Origin of the sequence: Ancylobacter sp. Lp-2, assembly GCF_020523795.1 — a bacterium.
Lineage (GTDB): Bacteria > Pseudomonadota > Alphaproteobacteria > Rhizobiales > Xanthobacteraceae > Ancylobacter.
In genome coordinates this window covers 24616-38640 of the sequence record NZ_JAJALI010000016.1, presented here as the reverse complement: position 1 = coordinate 38640, position 14025 = coordinate 24616, and the positions used below count along the sequence as shown (strand labels likewise).

9 protein-coding genes are annotated in these 14025 nt (G+C 69.3%); 3 read left to right on the top strand and 6 right to left on the bottom strand.

The features are described 5' to 3' along the window. The first annotated feature begins 10 nt into the window (after nucleotides 1-10). Nucleotides 11-1387, top strand: a complete 1377-nt coding sequence (locus tag LGR54_RS24345; protein ID WP_230364549.1) for an amino acid ABC transporter permease — start codon at nucleotides 11-13, stop codon at nucleotides 1385-1387. Between the two features lie 16 nt (nucleotides 1388-1403). Then, on the top strand, nucleotides 1404-2201 hold the full coding sequence (locus tag LGR54_RS24340) for an amino acid ABC transporter ATP-binding protein (RefSeq protein ID WP_230364548.1): 798 nt from the start codon (nucleotides 1404-1406) through the stop codon (nucleotides 2199-2201). A gap of 114 nt (nucleotides 2202-2315) precedes the next feature. On the opposite strand, the gene sseA is transcribed toward LGR54_RS24340, so the two are convergent. From sseA to LGR54_RS24320, 4 genes are all read right to left on the bottom strand, one after another. Further along, nucleotides 2316-3194 carry a 3-mercaptopyruvate sulfurtransferase gene (sseA, locus tag LGR54_RS24335; RefSeq protein ID WP_230364547.1) on the bottom strand — a complete coding sequence of 293 codons (879 nt, stop codon included), beginning with the start codon at nucleotides 3192-3194 and terminating at the stop codon, nucleotides 2316-2318. A 43-nt stretch (nucleotides 3195-3237) separates the two neighbouring features. Further along, a complete protein-coding gene (locus LGR54_RS24330; RefSeq protein ID WP_230364546.1) occupies nucleotides 3238-3966 on the bottom strand; it encodes an alanyl-tRNA editing protein in 729 nt (242 codons plus the stop codon). Continuing rightward, a complete protein-coding gene (locus tag LGR54_RS24325) occupies nucleotides 3966-4997 on the bottom strand; it encodes a cysteine synthase A (protein WP_230364545.1) in 1032 nt (343 codons plus the stop codon). The genes LGR54_RS24330 and LGR54_RS24325 overlap by 1 nt, the downstream gene beginning before the upstream one ends. A gap of 76 nt (nucleotides 4998-5073) precedes the next feature. After that, nucleotides 5074-6522 carry a deoxyribodipyrimidine photo-lyase gene (locus LGR54_RS24320; RefSeq protein ID WP_230364544.1) on the bottom strand — a complete coding sequence of 483 codons (1449 nt, stop codon included), beginning with the start codon at nucleotides 6520-6522 and terminating at the stop codon, nucleotides 5074-5076. Nucleotides 6523-6687: 165 nt separating this feature from the next. On the opposite strand from LGR54_RS24320, the gene LGR54_RS24315 reads away from it, so the two are divergent. Next, complete coding sequence (locus LGR54_RS24315; protein ID WP_230364543.1) at nucleotides 6688-7488, top strand: SDR family oxidoreductase; 801 nt, start codon at nucleotides 6688-6690, stop codon at nucleotides 7486-7488. A gap of 55 nt (nucleotides 7489-7543) precedes the next feature. On the opposite strand, the gene LGR54_RS24310 is transcribed toward LGR54_RS24315, so the two are convergent. Then, nucleotides 7544-11818, bottom strand: coding sequence for a translocation/assembly module TamB domain-containing protein (locus LGR54_RS24310; RefSeq protein ID WP_230364542.1), 4275 nt, complete (start codon nucleotides 11816-11818; stop codon nucleotides 7544-7546). After that, the gene (locus LGR54_RS24305) at nucleotides 11818-13839 is read right to left on the bottom strand and encodes an autotransporter assembly complex family protein (RefSeq protein ID WP_230364541.1); all 2022 of its coding nucleotides are present in this window, start codon (nucleotides 13837-13839) and stop codon (nucleotides 11818-11820) included. Before LGR54_RS24305 ends, LGR54_RS24310 begins: the two co-directional genes overlap by 1 nt. Between the last annotated feature and the right edge of the window lie 186 nt (nucleotides 13840-14025).

The window sequence follows — 14025 nt, the reverse complement described above, 5'->3', positions numbered from 1 at the left end:
GGAGCGCGCCATGAGCCTGACCTTCGACGACGGCACCTTCATCCGCTCGGAGATGCAGACGCCGCTGCCGCCGCCCAGCCGCAATGTCGGTGTCATCGGCTGGATAAGGCAGAACCTGTTCTCCTCCATCACCAGCGGCGTGCTGACCTTGCTCGGCATCGCGCTGGTGGCGTGGATCCTGCCGCCGCTGGTCCGCTTCCTGCTGATCGATGCGGTGTGGACCGGCAACAATCGCGAGGCCTGCCTCGGTGCCGAGGTCGGCGCCTGCTGGCCCTTCATCAAGGCGAAGTTCGCCCAGCTGATCTACGGCTTCTATCCGGCCGGCCAGCGCTGGCGCGTCGACCTCGTCTTCCTCATCGGCGTGGTGCTGCTGGTGCCGCTGCTGGTGCTGTCCTGGCCGCACAAGCGGCTGAACTCCTTCCTGTTCTTCGTCGCCTATCCCATCCTCGCCTTCATCCTGCTGACCGGCGGCAACATCAGCGCCTCGAACTTTCTGTTCGGCCATTTCGGCCTCCTGCGGGCGGTGGCGGGCGACGCCGGCGTGGCCGGGCTGCAGCTCGGTTTCTGGCTGGACTTCGTGGTCACCTCGGCGCTGTGCGTCGCCGTGGCCTATGTCATCGGCCGCCTCGCCACCGGCAGCGGGCGCGGCGCGGCGACGATGACCGCCTATGTCCTCGCGGGGCTCGGCATCATCACCTTGCTGTGGGACGTCGATTTCGGCCTGGAGCGGGTGGAGACCCGGCAATGGGGCGGCCTGCTGGTGACGCTGGTGATCGCGGTGACCGGCATCGTCGCCTCGATGCCGCTCGGCATCGCGCTGGCGCTTGGCCGCCGCTCCAAGATGCCGATCGTGCGGTTGCTCTGCGTGATCTTCATCGAGTTCTGGCGCGGCGTGCCGCTGATCACCGTGCTGTTCTTCGCCACCTACATGCTGCCTTTGTTCCTGCCGGTCGGCGTGAACCCGGACGGGCTGCTGCGTGCTTTGGTCGGCGTCGCGCTGTTCACCGCCGCCTATATCGCCGAGGTGGTGCGCGGCGGCCTGCAGGCCATTTCGAAGGGCCAGTATGAGGGCGCGATGGCGATGGGCCTGACCTGGACCCAGATGATGCGGCTGATCATCCTGCCGCAGGCGTTGACCTTGGTCATTCCGGGTATCGTCAACAGCTTCATCAGCCTGTTCAAGGACACCACGCTGGTGCTGATCGTGTCGATCTTCGACTTCCTCGGTCAGCTGCGCGCCGCCTTCACCGACCCGAACTGGGCGACACCGGTGACGCTCTATACCGGCTTCGCCTTTGCCGGCATCGTCTACTTCCTGTTCTGCTTCGGCATGTCGCGCTACTCGCTGTTCGTAGAGCGCCGGCTGAACACCTCCCACAGACATTGAACCGATGGAGATCGCCATGTCCGAAGCCCATTCCATCGTCCCGAGTGACGAGCTCCACGCCGTGCATACCGCCCCGGGCCGGGAGGTCGCGGTGGAGCTCGTCGGCGTCCACAAATGGTACGGCGAGTTCCACGTGCTGAAGGACATCAACCTCAAGGTGAAGCGCGGCGAGCGCATCGTCATCTGCGGCCCGTCCGGCTCCGGCAAGTCGACGATGATCCGCTGCATCAACCGGCTGGAGGAGCATCAGCAGGGCTCCATCGTCGTCGACGGCGTCGAGCTCACCAACGACCTCAAGCGCATCGACGAGATCCGCCGCGAGGTCGGCATGTGCTTCCAGCACTTCAACCTGTTCCCGCACCTCACCATTCTGGAAAACTGCACGCTGGCGCCGATCTGGGTGCGCAAGATGCCCAAGAAAGATGCGGAAGAGCTGGCCATGCACTTCCTCAAGAAGGTGAAGATCCCCGAGCAGGCGGGCAAATATCCCGGCCAGCTCTCCGGCGGCCAGCAGCAGCGCGTGGCGATTGCCCGCGCGCTGTGCATGAAGCCGAAGATCATGCTGTTCGACGAGCCGACCTCGGCGCTCGACCCGGAAATGGTGAAGGAAGTGCTGGAGACCATGGTCAGCCTCGCCGAGGAAGGCATGACCATGCTGTGCGTGACCCACGAGATGGGCTTCGCCCGCCAGGTGGCCAACCGGGTAATCTTCATGGATGCCGGCCAGATCATCGAGGCGAACGAGCCGAACGCGTTCTTCTCCAACCCCCAGCACGAGCGCACCAAGCTGTTCCTCAGTCAGATCCTGCACTGACGTCGGGCGGCGCGCCGCCCAAGCGCCGCCGCGGGCGAAGCCGACGAGCGAACATGAAAACGGCCGGATCCTTGCGAGGTCCGGCCGTTTTTGCTTTGCCGCGATGGGTGAGGTTCAGGCCGGGCCGATGGCGATCAGCCGATCCGAGGAGCCCCACTCCGCCCAGGAGCCGTCATAGAGCGCCGCCGGCGGGGTGCCGAGGCTGTCGAGCGCCATCCACAATATGGCGGCGGTGACGCCGGAGCCGCAGCTGGTGATCACCGGCTGGGCGGGGTCGATGCCGGCGGCCGCGACGACGGCGCGCAGCTGGTCCGGATCGCGCAGCCGGCCATTGGCCACCACGTCGGAGGAGGGCAGGTTGCGGGCGCCGGGGATGTGCCCCGCCCGCACGCCGGGCCGCGGATCGGGAGCCTCGCCGCGGAAGCGCTCGCCGGGGCGGGCGTCGAGCAATTGCACGCTGCCGGCCGCGCTCGCCTGCGCGACGTCCTCGGCACCGGCGACGCGGCTGCGGTCGAGCCGGGCGGTGAAATGCGCCGGCGACAGCATCACCTCGCCGGCCTCCAGCGGCCGGCCCTCGTCGCGCCATTGCGGCAGGCCGCCCTCCAGCACGAACACATTGGCCGCGCCGAACACGAAGAAGGTCCACCAACCACGCGCCGCCGAGAACAGGCCGAGGCTGTCATAGACGACGATGGTCGTGCCATCGCCGATGCCGAGTGCGCCGACCGCCTCGCTGAAGGCCTCCTGCGAGGGCAGCATGTGCGGCAGGCCGCTGGAGCGATCGGCCACCGCGTCGATGTCGAAGAAGACAGCGCCGGGAATATGCGCGTCGACATATTCGGCGCGGGCGGAGCGGCCGGCGGTCGGCAGGTGCCAGGAGGCGTCGACGACGACGAGATTGGGCGAGCCGAGGCGTTCGGCCAGCCACTGGGTGGTGACGAAGCGGCTGTCGGACGGGGCGGCCGAGGCGGGGGTGACCGAGGCGGTGGTCATGGGTGCGATCCCTGTGTGGTCCTATGGTGCGCGCGGGCGGCGCTCAGGCGAAGGCGAGCCGGATGCGTCGGTTCTGCTGGCCCTTCTTCTCGATCTTGCTGACGACGACGGCGCCGATCTCCGAGAGCCGGCGCACATGGGTGCCGCCGCAGGGCTGCAGATCGATCACCCCGTTATCGATGCTGCCGATCCGCACCAGCCGCACCCGGCCGGAGCCGCGCGGCGGCTTGACCGAGAGGGTCTTTACGAGGCCGGGATTGGCGTCGAGTTCCTCGTCGGTGATCCAGCTCTCGGTGACGGCGGCGTCGGTGGCGATCAGCTCGTTGACACGGGCGGTGATGGCGTCCTTGTCGAGGCCGGCATCGGGAATGTCGAAATCGAGCCGGCTTTCCTGCTCGCCGATCGAGCCACCGGTCACCGGATAGGGCAGGGCGACCGACAGGAGGTGCAGCGCGGTGTGCATGCGCATGCGATTGTAGCGCGGCGCCCAGTCGAGGCGGGCAATGAGCGTATCGCCAGGTGCCGGACGGGTCGCCTCCGGCGCCAGCAGGTGCACGACATGCTGCTTGTCCGGCGACCAGACGGCACCGGTGATCGCTGTCGCGGCGCCATCCGCGCCGACGAACCAGCCGGTATCGCCGGGCTGGCCGCCGGCGGTGGCGTAGAACACCGTGCGGTCGAGCACCACGCCGCCTTCCGGCGTGACATCGATCACCGTCGCCGGCGTCTCGCTCCGATAGGCGTCGTCGCGGAACAGGAGTTCGGTCGCCATCACAGCAGCACGTTGGGAACGTCGATCGTGCGCTCGAGCCAGCCGGGAACCGGCAGGCCCTTCTCGCGCAGGAAATCGGGATTGAACAGCTTCGACTGGTAGCGGGTGCCGAAGTCGCACAGCAGCGTCACGATGGTGTGCCCCGGCCCCATCTCCTTCGCCAGCCGGATGGCGCCGGCGACATTGATGCCGGAGGAGCCGCCGAGGCACAGGCCCTCGAACTCCAGGAGGTCGAACACGATCTGCACCGCCTCGGCATCGGGGATCTGGTAGGCGACGTCGATCGGCGCGTCTTCCAGATTGGCGGTGATGCGGCCCTGGCCGATGCCCTCGGTGATCGAGGAACCTTCGGCCTTCAATTCGCCGGTGGTGTAGTAGCTGTAGAGCGCGGCGCCGAACGGGTCGGCGAGGGCGATCTTGACGTTGGGGTTGCGCGCCTTCAGCGCCATGGCGCAGCCGGCCAGCGTGCCGCCGGTGCCGACCGCGCTGACGAAGCCGTCGACCTTGCCGTCGGTCTGCGTCCAGATCTCCGGACCGGTGGTCTCGATATGTGCCTGCCGGTTGGCGACGTTGTCGAACTGGTTGGCCCAGACGGCGCCGTTGGGCTCGGTCTTGGCCAGCGCCTCGGCGAGGCGGCCGGAGACCTTCACGTAATTGTTCGGATTGGCGTAGCCGACGGCCGGTACCTCGACCAGCGTGGCGCCGGCGAGCCGCAGCATGTCCTTCTTTTCCTGGCTCTGCGTCTCGGGAATCACGATCACCGAGCGGAAGCCGAGCGCGTTGCCGACCAGAGCGAGGCCGATGCCGGTATTGCCGGCGGTGCCCTCGACGATCACGCCGCCAGGCTTGAGCTGGCCCTTGTTCACCGCGTCCTGGATGATGAACAGCGCCGCGCGGTCCTTCACCGACTGGCCGGGATTGAGGAACTCCGCCTTGCCGAGAATCGTGCAGCCGGTCTCCTCCGAGGCGCGCTTGAGTTTGATGAGCGGCGTGTTGCCGATCGCCTCGACGAGACCGTTGCGGATATCCATGGGGCTGATTTCATCTGTCGGTTCAAGGGGCCCAGAAAATAGTAGCGGGAAACCGGCTCGGCAACCTTTGTCGCCGTCATTCCTTGCCGCTTTGACGATAGGCGGCCAGCGCACGGTCGCGCGCGGCCCCATGCTCGACCAAAGGGCGGGGATAGGTGACGCCGAGCTCGACGCCGGCACGTCGAAGAGCCTCCGGCTTCGCCCGCCACGGCTGGTGGATGATGTCCGCCGGAAGGGCCGCCAGCTCCGGCACGAAATGGCGGACATAGGCACCGTCGGGATCGAATTTCTCGCCCTGCAGCACCGGGTTGAAGATGCGGAAATACGGCGCGGCGTCGGCGCCGGAGCCGGCCACCCACTGCCAGCTGGCCGGGTTGTTGGCCGGATCGGCGTCGACCAGCGTGTCCCAGAACCACGCCTCGCCCCGCCGCCAGTCGATGAGGCCGTGCTTGATGAGGAAGGAGGCGGCGACCATCCGCACCCGGTTGTGCATCCAGCCGGTCTGCCACAGCTGCCGCATGCCGGCGTCGACGATGGGATAGCCGGTGAGGCCGCGCCGCCAGGCGCGCTCGAAGCCGGCATCCTCGCGCCAGGCGAAGCCATCGAAGCGGTCGTTGTAATTCGCCGTCGCGAGGCCGGGAAAGTGGAACAGCAGGTGGTAGGAGAATTCCCGCCAATAGAGCTCGCTGCGGAATTTCTCGACGTCGCGACCTTGCGCCTCGCCCGCCTCGGCGGCGTGCGTGAGGGCGGCGAACGCCTGTACGGGCGAGAGATTGCCGAAGCGCAGGAAGGGGGACAGGCGCGAGGTGTGCTCGCCATCCGGCCGGTCGCGCCCGTCGGCATAGCCGTGTATGCCACCATCGAGGAAGGCTTGCAGCGCCGCGCGCGCACCGGCTTCGCCCGGCCGCCAGGTGGCGCGCAGGCCGCCGGCCCAGTCCGGTCCGCTCGGCTCCAGCTTCCAGTCGTCGAGATCGTCGCTTGGCAGGTCCGGGCCGGGCGGCAGCTTGCGGGGCGCCGCGACCAGCCCGCGCGCGCCGAGCGACGCGGCGGCGCGATAGAACGGCGTGAAGACGCGGTATGGCCCGCCCGAGCCGGTGCGCAGCGTCCACGGCTCATGCAGCAACGTGCCGGAATGGCTGGTGACGTCGATGCCGGTCTCAGTCAGCTCCGCCTTGAGGCGGCGGTCGAGCTCGATGGCGCCTGCCTCATAGCGCCGGTTCCAGTGCACGCGGGCGATGCCGGCCTTGGCCACCAGATCGCGGATCACTCTGTCGGCAGGCCCCCGGCGCAGCAGCAGGTGCCCGCCGATCCGCTCGACATCGGCGGCGAGCGCGGCGAGCGAGCGGCCGAGCCACCAGCGGGCAGCGGCGCCGAGCCGGCGCAGTCCTGGCGTCTCGTCATCGAGCACATAGAGCAGCACCAGCGGCCGGTCCTCCGCTCGCGCGGCGGCCAATGCCGGATTGTCGGCGAGGCGCAGATCGTCGCGGAACCAGACGAGGGTGGGGGCGGAGAGGGCGTGGGTCATGTGCCGATCCTTGGCACGGAGCAGGCGGGAGCTTCCAGGCGGTGGCCGGCCGGATGAAACGTGCGAAGGCGAAAAGCGGGCGGCGGGACGGCTTGCGGATTATTCATGTCGATCATACTGTAAATGAGAACCCGGCGGCGCGCCGCCAATTTCTGTGAGGCTATCATGTCGTCCCCCATCCCATCCGGCACCGCCCTCGTCACCGGCTCCTCGTCCGGCATCGGCAAGAGCTACGCGCAGCAGCTGGCTCGCCGCGGCCACGACCTCGTCCTCGTCGCCCGCGATGCGGCGCGGCTGGAGGCACTCGCCGCCGAGCTTCGCGCCGAGACCGGCCGCAAGGTCGATGTCCTGCCGGCCGATCTCGGCGTGGCCGGCGATGTCGAGCGCGTCGCGGCCCGGATCGAGGCCGATCCGACGATCACGCTGGTTGTCAACAATGCCGGCATCGGCACCGGCAGCGGCGTGACGGGCGGCGACCTCGCCGCCACCATGGCGATGGTGCAGCTGAACGTGACGGCGCTGACCCGGCTGTCCTTCGCCGCAGTGAACGCGTTCACCGCTCGGGGCAAGGGCACGCTGGTGAACGTCGCCTCGGTGGTGGCACTGGCGTCGGAGGTGTTCGCGGGCGCCTATGCCGCGACCAAGGCTTATGTGCTGTCGTTCACCCAGTCGCTGAACGGCGAACTGAAGGACGGGCCGGTACGGGTGCAGGCGGTGCTGCCCGGCTATACGCGCACCGAATTCTTCGACCGTGCCGGTATCGATCCCGCGCGACTGCCGGCCGACATGGTGATGCCGGTCGACGATCTCGTCGCGGCGGCGCTGAAGGGGCTCGAGCTCGGCGAGCTGGTGACCATTCCCTCGCTGCGCGACCTCGACAAATGGGTGGCGTTCGAGGCGGCCCGGCGGGCGTTGCAGCCCGAATTGTCGCTTGCCAGTCCGGCGGAACGCTACCGCGCGGCGTGATTGGCGGACAGCCGGTGATGGCCGCCCGGTCGTCGCCAGCTTCAGCCGTTGCCGCTCAGTAGTCCCACTGCGCGCCGATGCCCACTTCCGCCGATCCGCCGGCGGAAGTGGCGCCTTGCAGGCGGATGTTCTTGGTGACGTCGATGTCGACCGTCACCTTGCTGGAATTGGCGCTCGTGCCCTGCCGGACGCCGAGATAGATGTTGTCATTGAGGCGGCGGCCGACGCCGACCTGGCCGCCGGTGCCGGCGTCGTCGGTGCCGAGTTCGAGGCTGTCGACGCCGAGCGAGCGGCGCACGTCGTTGAGTACCCCGCCGCCGCCGGAGAACTGGGCGACGGTCTGGGCGATCTGCAGCGCCTGGCCGGAGGAGAGCTGTCCCACCGAGCGGCCGAACAGCAGGCGCGACAGCACCTCGTCGCGCGGCAGGGTCGGGGTGGAGGTGAAGTCGATCTCCGGCGCCGAGGCCGGGCCGGTGACGATGATGCGGGCGGTGACGTCGCTCGCGGTGCTCTCCGCCACGAAGTCGAGCTCGGGATCGGTGGTGCCGGTGAAGGTCACCTTGCCGCGGGTGAAGGACAGGCGGCGGCCGACGAAGTCGAAATTGCCGCGCCGCATCTCGAAGCCGCCCAGCGCCACCGGCGCCGTCGAGGTGCCGCGCAGCTGGATGTCGCCGCCGAGCTCGGATTCGATGCCCATGCCGCGCACGAACACGTTGTTGGGCGCGGAGATGGTGAGGTCGAGCGGGATGCCGCTATCGGCGGGGGGCGCCTCGCGCCTCGCCGGGCGGGCGGCGCCGGGCACCGCGCGCTTGCCGCCATTGACGTGGCGGACATTCAGGCTCTGCACCCCGCCGGGCAGCCGGTCGGGAATGTTGACGTCGAGCGCGCGCACCACCAGCCGGCCGGTGACGCGGGGATTGTTGAGGAAGGCGCCTTCCACCGCGATCCGCCCCTCGGTGACGAGGCGCATCAGCTCGCTATTGACCAGCTGGGCGTTGGTCATGTCGATCTCGATCCGCCCGGGGAAGCCGGCGGCGGGATCGAGGCCGATGTTACCGCGCCCGTTGAGCCCGCCGCCATTGGGCGTCCGGGCGGTGAACGAGGTCAGGGTGACGCTGCGCTGGGTGCCGGTGATCACCGCTTCGATGCGGTCGAGATTGATGCCGTTGACGCTGTCGATGTAGCGCCCGCCGGTGATGCGCACGGTGCCGCCGGCATTGGGGGCGGCGGCGGTGCCGGTCACCGTGGCGTCGATAGCCGCATTGCCGACCACCTGCGAGCCGGTGGTGGCGAGCATCGGGTTGAGGATGCCGAGATCCAGCCCGCCGCGAATGGCGAGATCCAGCGCGCCGGCGCCGAGCGGCACCGAGCCATTGATGGTAAGCGCCTGAAGGAACCGGGCTTTTATCTCCGAGCGCACGGTGGCGCGGCCGCCGGCGACATCACCGCGCGCGGTGATGTCGAACGGGCCGGCGCCGGCGCGGGCGACGTCCGGCGTCGACAGCCGGGAGATGGTCAGCTGGTAGTTGCCGGTCGGGGCCGAGGGGGTGCCGGTGATGCGGGCATTGCCGGCCAGCGTGCCGGAAAGGTTCAGCCCGGGCGCGGCCAGCTCGGCGAGCGAGAGCGGGATGGCCCGCAGATCCGCTGTCAGATCAAGGCGTTCGCCGGCGCTGCCGGACACGGTGGCGGTGCCGCCGCCGGCATTTAGCGCCAGCCGGTCGATGGTCACCGTGCCGCCGGCATAGGCGATGTTGGCCGGCCCGGTGGTGGCGATGGTGGTGCTGCCGCGCGTCGCCGACAGGCGGTCGAGCCGCAGCTTGGCGCCGTCGCCCGCGCGGCTCAGCCGGCCGGCGGCGCGCAGGGCGGTGTTCTGCACGTTGGCGTCGACGGTGAGGTCGGTGCCCTCTGTGCCGCCCTTGCCGCGTATCGTAGCGTTTTCAATGACTTGGCCGGAGACGTTCGCGCCGCGGACCTCCACCGTGCCATCGAGCGCGGGCACGCCGATCGGGTCGATCACCGTGGCGTCGATGCGGGCCATGGCGACCGACTGGCCGGCGGCGGCGACGCGTTCGGCATTGCCCTTCACCGCCACGCGCTGGCGGCCGTCGGCGATGTCGAGGGTGATGTCGGCATTGAGGCTGCCGGCGAGCTCGGTCAGCACCAGCGGCGAGATATCGGCGAGATTGGGAGCGGCCAGCGTCAGCTTGCCGGTGGCGAGGCTAGCGTCGGTAACGGTGACAGCGCCGGTGGCGCGGGCCGATCCGACAGCGATATCAAGGTTTTGTACCTCGAAGCGGTTGTCGCCGGCGGTGGCGAAGGCGCCGCTGCCGGTGGCCCGCTGGCCGGCGACGGTGCCGTTCAGCTGGAAGCTGGCGCTCGGGTTTCCGGTGATGTCGTTGCCGGTGAAATTGAGCGTAAGCCCCTGAATCGGCTTGCCCATCGCGGTGCCGGCCGGGATCGACACCTGCGCGGTGGCGGTCAGCTTGTCCAGCGAGCCGGAAAAGGCGCCTTTCGCTTCCACCGCGCCGGTGACACGCGGGTCGAGGCGGGCGAGATCGGCGAGGTTGATGCTGGCCCGCAGATCGGCGTCATCGGTGGAGAGATGGCCGTCCATGGTGAAGGCGAGGCCATCAGCACTCATGCGCAAGTTATTGATCGAAATGGTACTTTGGCCCGTGCGCTCCATGGCGCCGGACAGCGTCGTCACCTTGCCGAAGAAGCCGTCGACGGCGGGAATGCCGGTTGCGACGTTGCGTGAGCTGCCCTCCAGGGTGACGGCAAGGCGGGAGAGGCTGTCGCTCGCCTGGATGCCGATGTCGAACTGCGCCTCGCCGGCCAGCGGGCGTTCCACCAGCGGCATGAGGGTGGCGAGGTCGAGCCGCTCGACGCTCAGCGTGCCGTCGATCGCTCCCTGGTCGGCCGTGCCGGTGAAGCGGGCGGTGAGACCGGTGAGGTGGATGGTGAGGCCAGTGAGGCGCGAAAGTGCAGCCTGGCCGGCCGGCACCAGGCCGGTCGCCTGGAAGCGGGCGGTCGAGCCCATGGCGGCGGCCACCGACGGCTCGGTGGCGGTGAGACCCTGCGCCTCGCCCTCGGCGGTGAGCGCGAGGTTGCCCTCGGCGTCGGGACGGGTGGTGGCGTCGAGGGTCAGGGTGCCCGTGCCATAGCCGGCGCCCGACAGGCCGGCGGTCACCACATGGGCGTCGACCGTCGGGGCGGCGATGTTGCCCTTCACCGTGCCTTCGAGGGTGCCGGACTGCCAGGCGATCCCCGGCGCCAGCGCCGCGAAGCGGGCATTGTCGGGCACCCGCGCCTGGAAGGTGAGGTCGGCGAGGCTGCTGTCGAGATCGAAGCTGCCCTTCACCGCGGCGCCGAAGCCGGCGGCGCGGACGCTGGAGCTCTCGATGGCGAGGCGGTTGGCGGTGTCGAGCGTGGCGGCGGCGGCGAGCTCGGTGCGTCCCTCGAACAAAGGCGCGATGTCGGCGGGAAGCAGCCGGCCGATATCGGCGTCGATGGCGGCGGTGAAGCGGTGGCCCTCGGTCACAGCGCGGATGCCGGCGGCGCCGGACGCGTGCGCCACATTGCCGGCCTGAAGCGCGAGGTGGCCGTCCCACTGGTCGAGCGTGCCGCTGCCCTTGAGCGAGGCGGTGAGCTCCGGCAGGCCGTCCATGCCGGCGGCGCGGGCGATGAGGCCGCCGGCCGGCTCGTCGGCGGAGATGTCGAGGTCGAGCTGGTGGCTCTCCGGCGCATAGGCGGCGGTGCCGGCGATGCGGCCGGGGCTGTCGCGGCGGTCGATCGCGAAATTCAGCGACACGGCGCGGGTAGCCGCCGACAGGTCGGCGGAGGCGGTGAGCCCGAGCGTGGCGGCGTGGCCGAGCACCGGCGCGGCAAGGATGATCTCGTCAATGGCGAGCCGCTCGAGCCGCACCGGCAGCAGCGGGACGCCCGACGAGGAGGAGGGCGGCGGGGCCGGCTGTTCGGCCGGCGGCAGCGGGCGGCGCAGCACCTCGACCTTCGCCGCTTCCAGCGCGGTGATGTCGACGGAGCGGCCGAGCAGCGCCAGCGGGCTCCAGGAGAGCCGGGCGCCGGAAATGGTGGCGAACGGGCCTTCCTCGTCGGAGAGCACGATGCGGTCCACCCCCATGTCGGAGGGGATGAAGCCGTTGATGCCCTCGATGCTGACGCCGAGGCTGGGAGAAGAGGCGAGCGAGGAGGCGAGGCGGGCCAGCACGGCCTTGCCCGGCGGCGTCTGGATCGCGCCGAAAGCCACCAGCACCAGCAGCACCAGCCCGATCAGGGCGTAGATGAGGAAGCTGAAGAACCGCGCCACCATCAGAAACTCTGCCCCAGGCTGACATAGATGCCGTAACTGCCGTCGTCCGGCCCCGGATTGAGCGGGAAGGCGACGTCGAGCCGCAACGGCCCGATGGAGGTGTAGTAGCGAAGGCCGATGCCGGCCGAATACTTCATCTCATCGAAATCCGGCGCTTCGCTGGCGAAGGCCGAGCCCATGTCGAAGAACGGCACCACGCCGATGGTGTCGGTGACCTTGATGCGGGCCTCGAAGGACGCCTCGAAATAGGAACGGCCGCCGATGACGATGCCGTCGGCATTGCGCGGCGAGGCGGACTGGTAGTCATAGCCGCGCAGCGAGCCGCCGCCGCCGACATAGAAGCGCCGCTGCGGCGGCACGTCGGTGAGGTCGGCGCCGAAGATGCTACCGGCGGCGACGCGGCCGGCGAGGATGTAGCGCTTGGCCTCGTCGAGCGCGTAATAGGTCGAGAAGCGGGCATTGAGCATCGCCGGCACGCCGTCGGCGTCGCCCAGCTTGGCGAAGGGCTCGGCGATGCCGGTGAAGCGGATGCCCTTCGACGGGTCGAGCTTGTTGTCGGTGCTGTCGTAGTTGAACTCGACCGGGATGCCGGCGATGAAATAGTCGTTGACGCCGGTGGTGTCCCACACCCGCGACTGTTCGAGATCGGCGCTGACCTGCAGCGACATCTCGTCGTTGAAGCGGTGGCGGACGCCGGCGAGGAAGGTGCCGGCCTCGCGCACATAGGCGTTGGTGACCTCGCGCAGCACCGCCGCCGAGGTGATGAGATCGTCGCGCGCGGTGATGATGCCCGGCTTCACGAAGGTGGCGGACAGCTTGTAGCCGAACGGATCGGCATCCGGCACCGCCTCCGATTCCTGGCCGAACCACGAGACCTGCGCGTCGAGGCGCAGCGTCTCGCCGCCGCCGAACAGGTTGCGCGCGCCCCAATAGCCGTTGATCGCCGAGCCGTCGGTCGAGGAATAGCTGGCCGAGAAGCCGACATAGTTCGGCTTGCGGGGCGAGACCTCGATGGTGATCGGCAGCGAGCCGTCGGGTTCCAGGTGGTCGGCCTCGATCAGGCGCACGGTGGCGATGGCTTCGTATTCCAAGAGCCGCCGGCGCAGCCGGTTCAGCACGTCCGGCGAATAGGGCGTGCCGGGCGCGATATCGATGCGGTCCTCGATGAAGCGCGGGGTGAGGAAGTCGGCGCCCTTGACGGTGAAGCGGCCGAAAGTGGCCGGCGGGCCGGGCTCGACATAGAAGGTGACGTCGAGCTGGCGCACGGCATGGTCGGCGACCACGTCCTTGTCGACCACGCGGGCGAAGGGATGGCCGGCGTCGCGCCAGTGATTGGTCAGCGAGGCCTCGGCGCGCACCACGGTGGTGGCGAGCGCCGGCTCGCCGGGCTCGAAGCCGAGGCTGGCGAGGCTGGGTGCGTCGAGGAGCGGCCGGCGGGTCTTGGCGTCGAGGATGGCGATGCGGCCGAAATGGAACTGCGGGCCGGGATCGACGGTGACCACCACCGGCACCGGGCCGCGCTTGCGCGAGGTCTCGACGATGTCGAAGATGTTCGGCGCGTCCGGATCGTTGCCGGCGACGGTGATGCGGATCTTGCTGCCGTAATAGCCGAGCGAATAGAGCGCGGCATTGATCGCCGGCCCGTCGGAGAGGGCGCGGCGGATCAGCCCGGCGGACCCGGCCGGCGGGCGCGCCTTCAGCCGCTCCAGATTGGAGGCATCGTTGACGGCGTTGCGGATGTCGCGCTCGGTCGTCTTGACGTCGATGGTGAGATTATAGGGCGTGGCGTCGATGGTCGGCGGCTCGCGGGCGGCGACGCGCGAGGGATCGAACAGGTCGAGGATCGGCCCGAGCAGGCCCGATTGCGGCGCCTCGTTGGTCGGCTGGGTCGCGGGCTGCTGAGAGGCCGCCGGTTGTGAGGCGGCCGGCTGGGAGGACTGCGCCAGCGCCGGCGCGGCGACCAACAGGGCCTGAGGCGCAACGGAGGCGACCAGCAACACGGCCAGCCGAAAACGCCTCACTCCCGCTGTTCCATGCTCCTGCAACGCCACCCTCGCTACCCGTCGTGCTGTCCCCGCAGATCCCTGCGAGGACCACCGTGCGGCCCGTGCGGGGGCCTAGCTCCATTTCCCGGCAAGCTAAAGGAATAGCGTGAACAGAAGCTTGCCGCGGTCGCGCACATTTCTGATTGCCGGCTGGAGCGGCCT

Coding starts and splice junctions, on each gene's coding strand:
- LGR54_RS24345 (WP_230364549.1), top strand. CDS start 11: ATGAGCCTGACCTTCGACGACGGCACCTTCATCCGCTCGGAGATGCAG.
- LGR54_RS24315 (WP_230364543.1), top strand. CDS start 6,688: ATGTCGTCCCCCATCCCATCCGGCACCGCCCTCGTCACCGGCTCCTCG.
- LGR54_RS24325 (WP_230364545.1), bottom strand. CDS start 4,997: ATGGATATCCGCAACGGTCTCGTCGAGGCGATCGGCAACACGCCGCTC.
- LGR54_RS24320 (WP_230364544.1), bottom strand. CDS start 6,522: ATGACCCACGCCCTCTCCGCCCCCACCCTCGTCTGGTTCCGCGACGAT.
- LGR54_RS24310 (WP_230364542.1), bottom strand. CDS start 11,818: ATGGTGGCGCGGTTCTTCAGCTTCCTCATCTACGCCCTGATCGGGCTG.
- LGR54_RS24340 (WP_230364548.1), top strand. CDS start 1,404: ATGTCCGAAGCCCATTCCATCGTCCCGAGTGACGAGCTCCACGCCGTG.
- sseA (WP_230364547.1), bottom strand. CDS start 3,194: ATGACCACCGCCTCGGTCACCCCCGCCTCGGCCGCCCCGTCCGACAGC.
- LGR54_RS24330 (WP_230364546.1), bottom strand. CDS start 3,966: ATGGCGACCGAACTCCTGTTCCGCGACGACGCCTATCGGAGCGAGACG.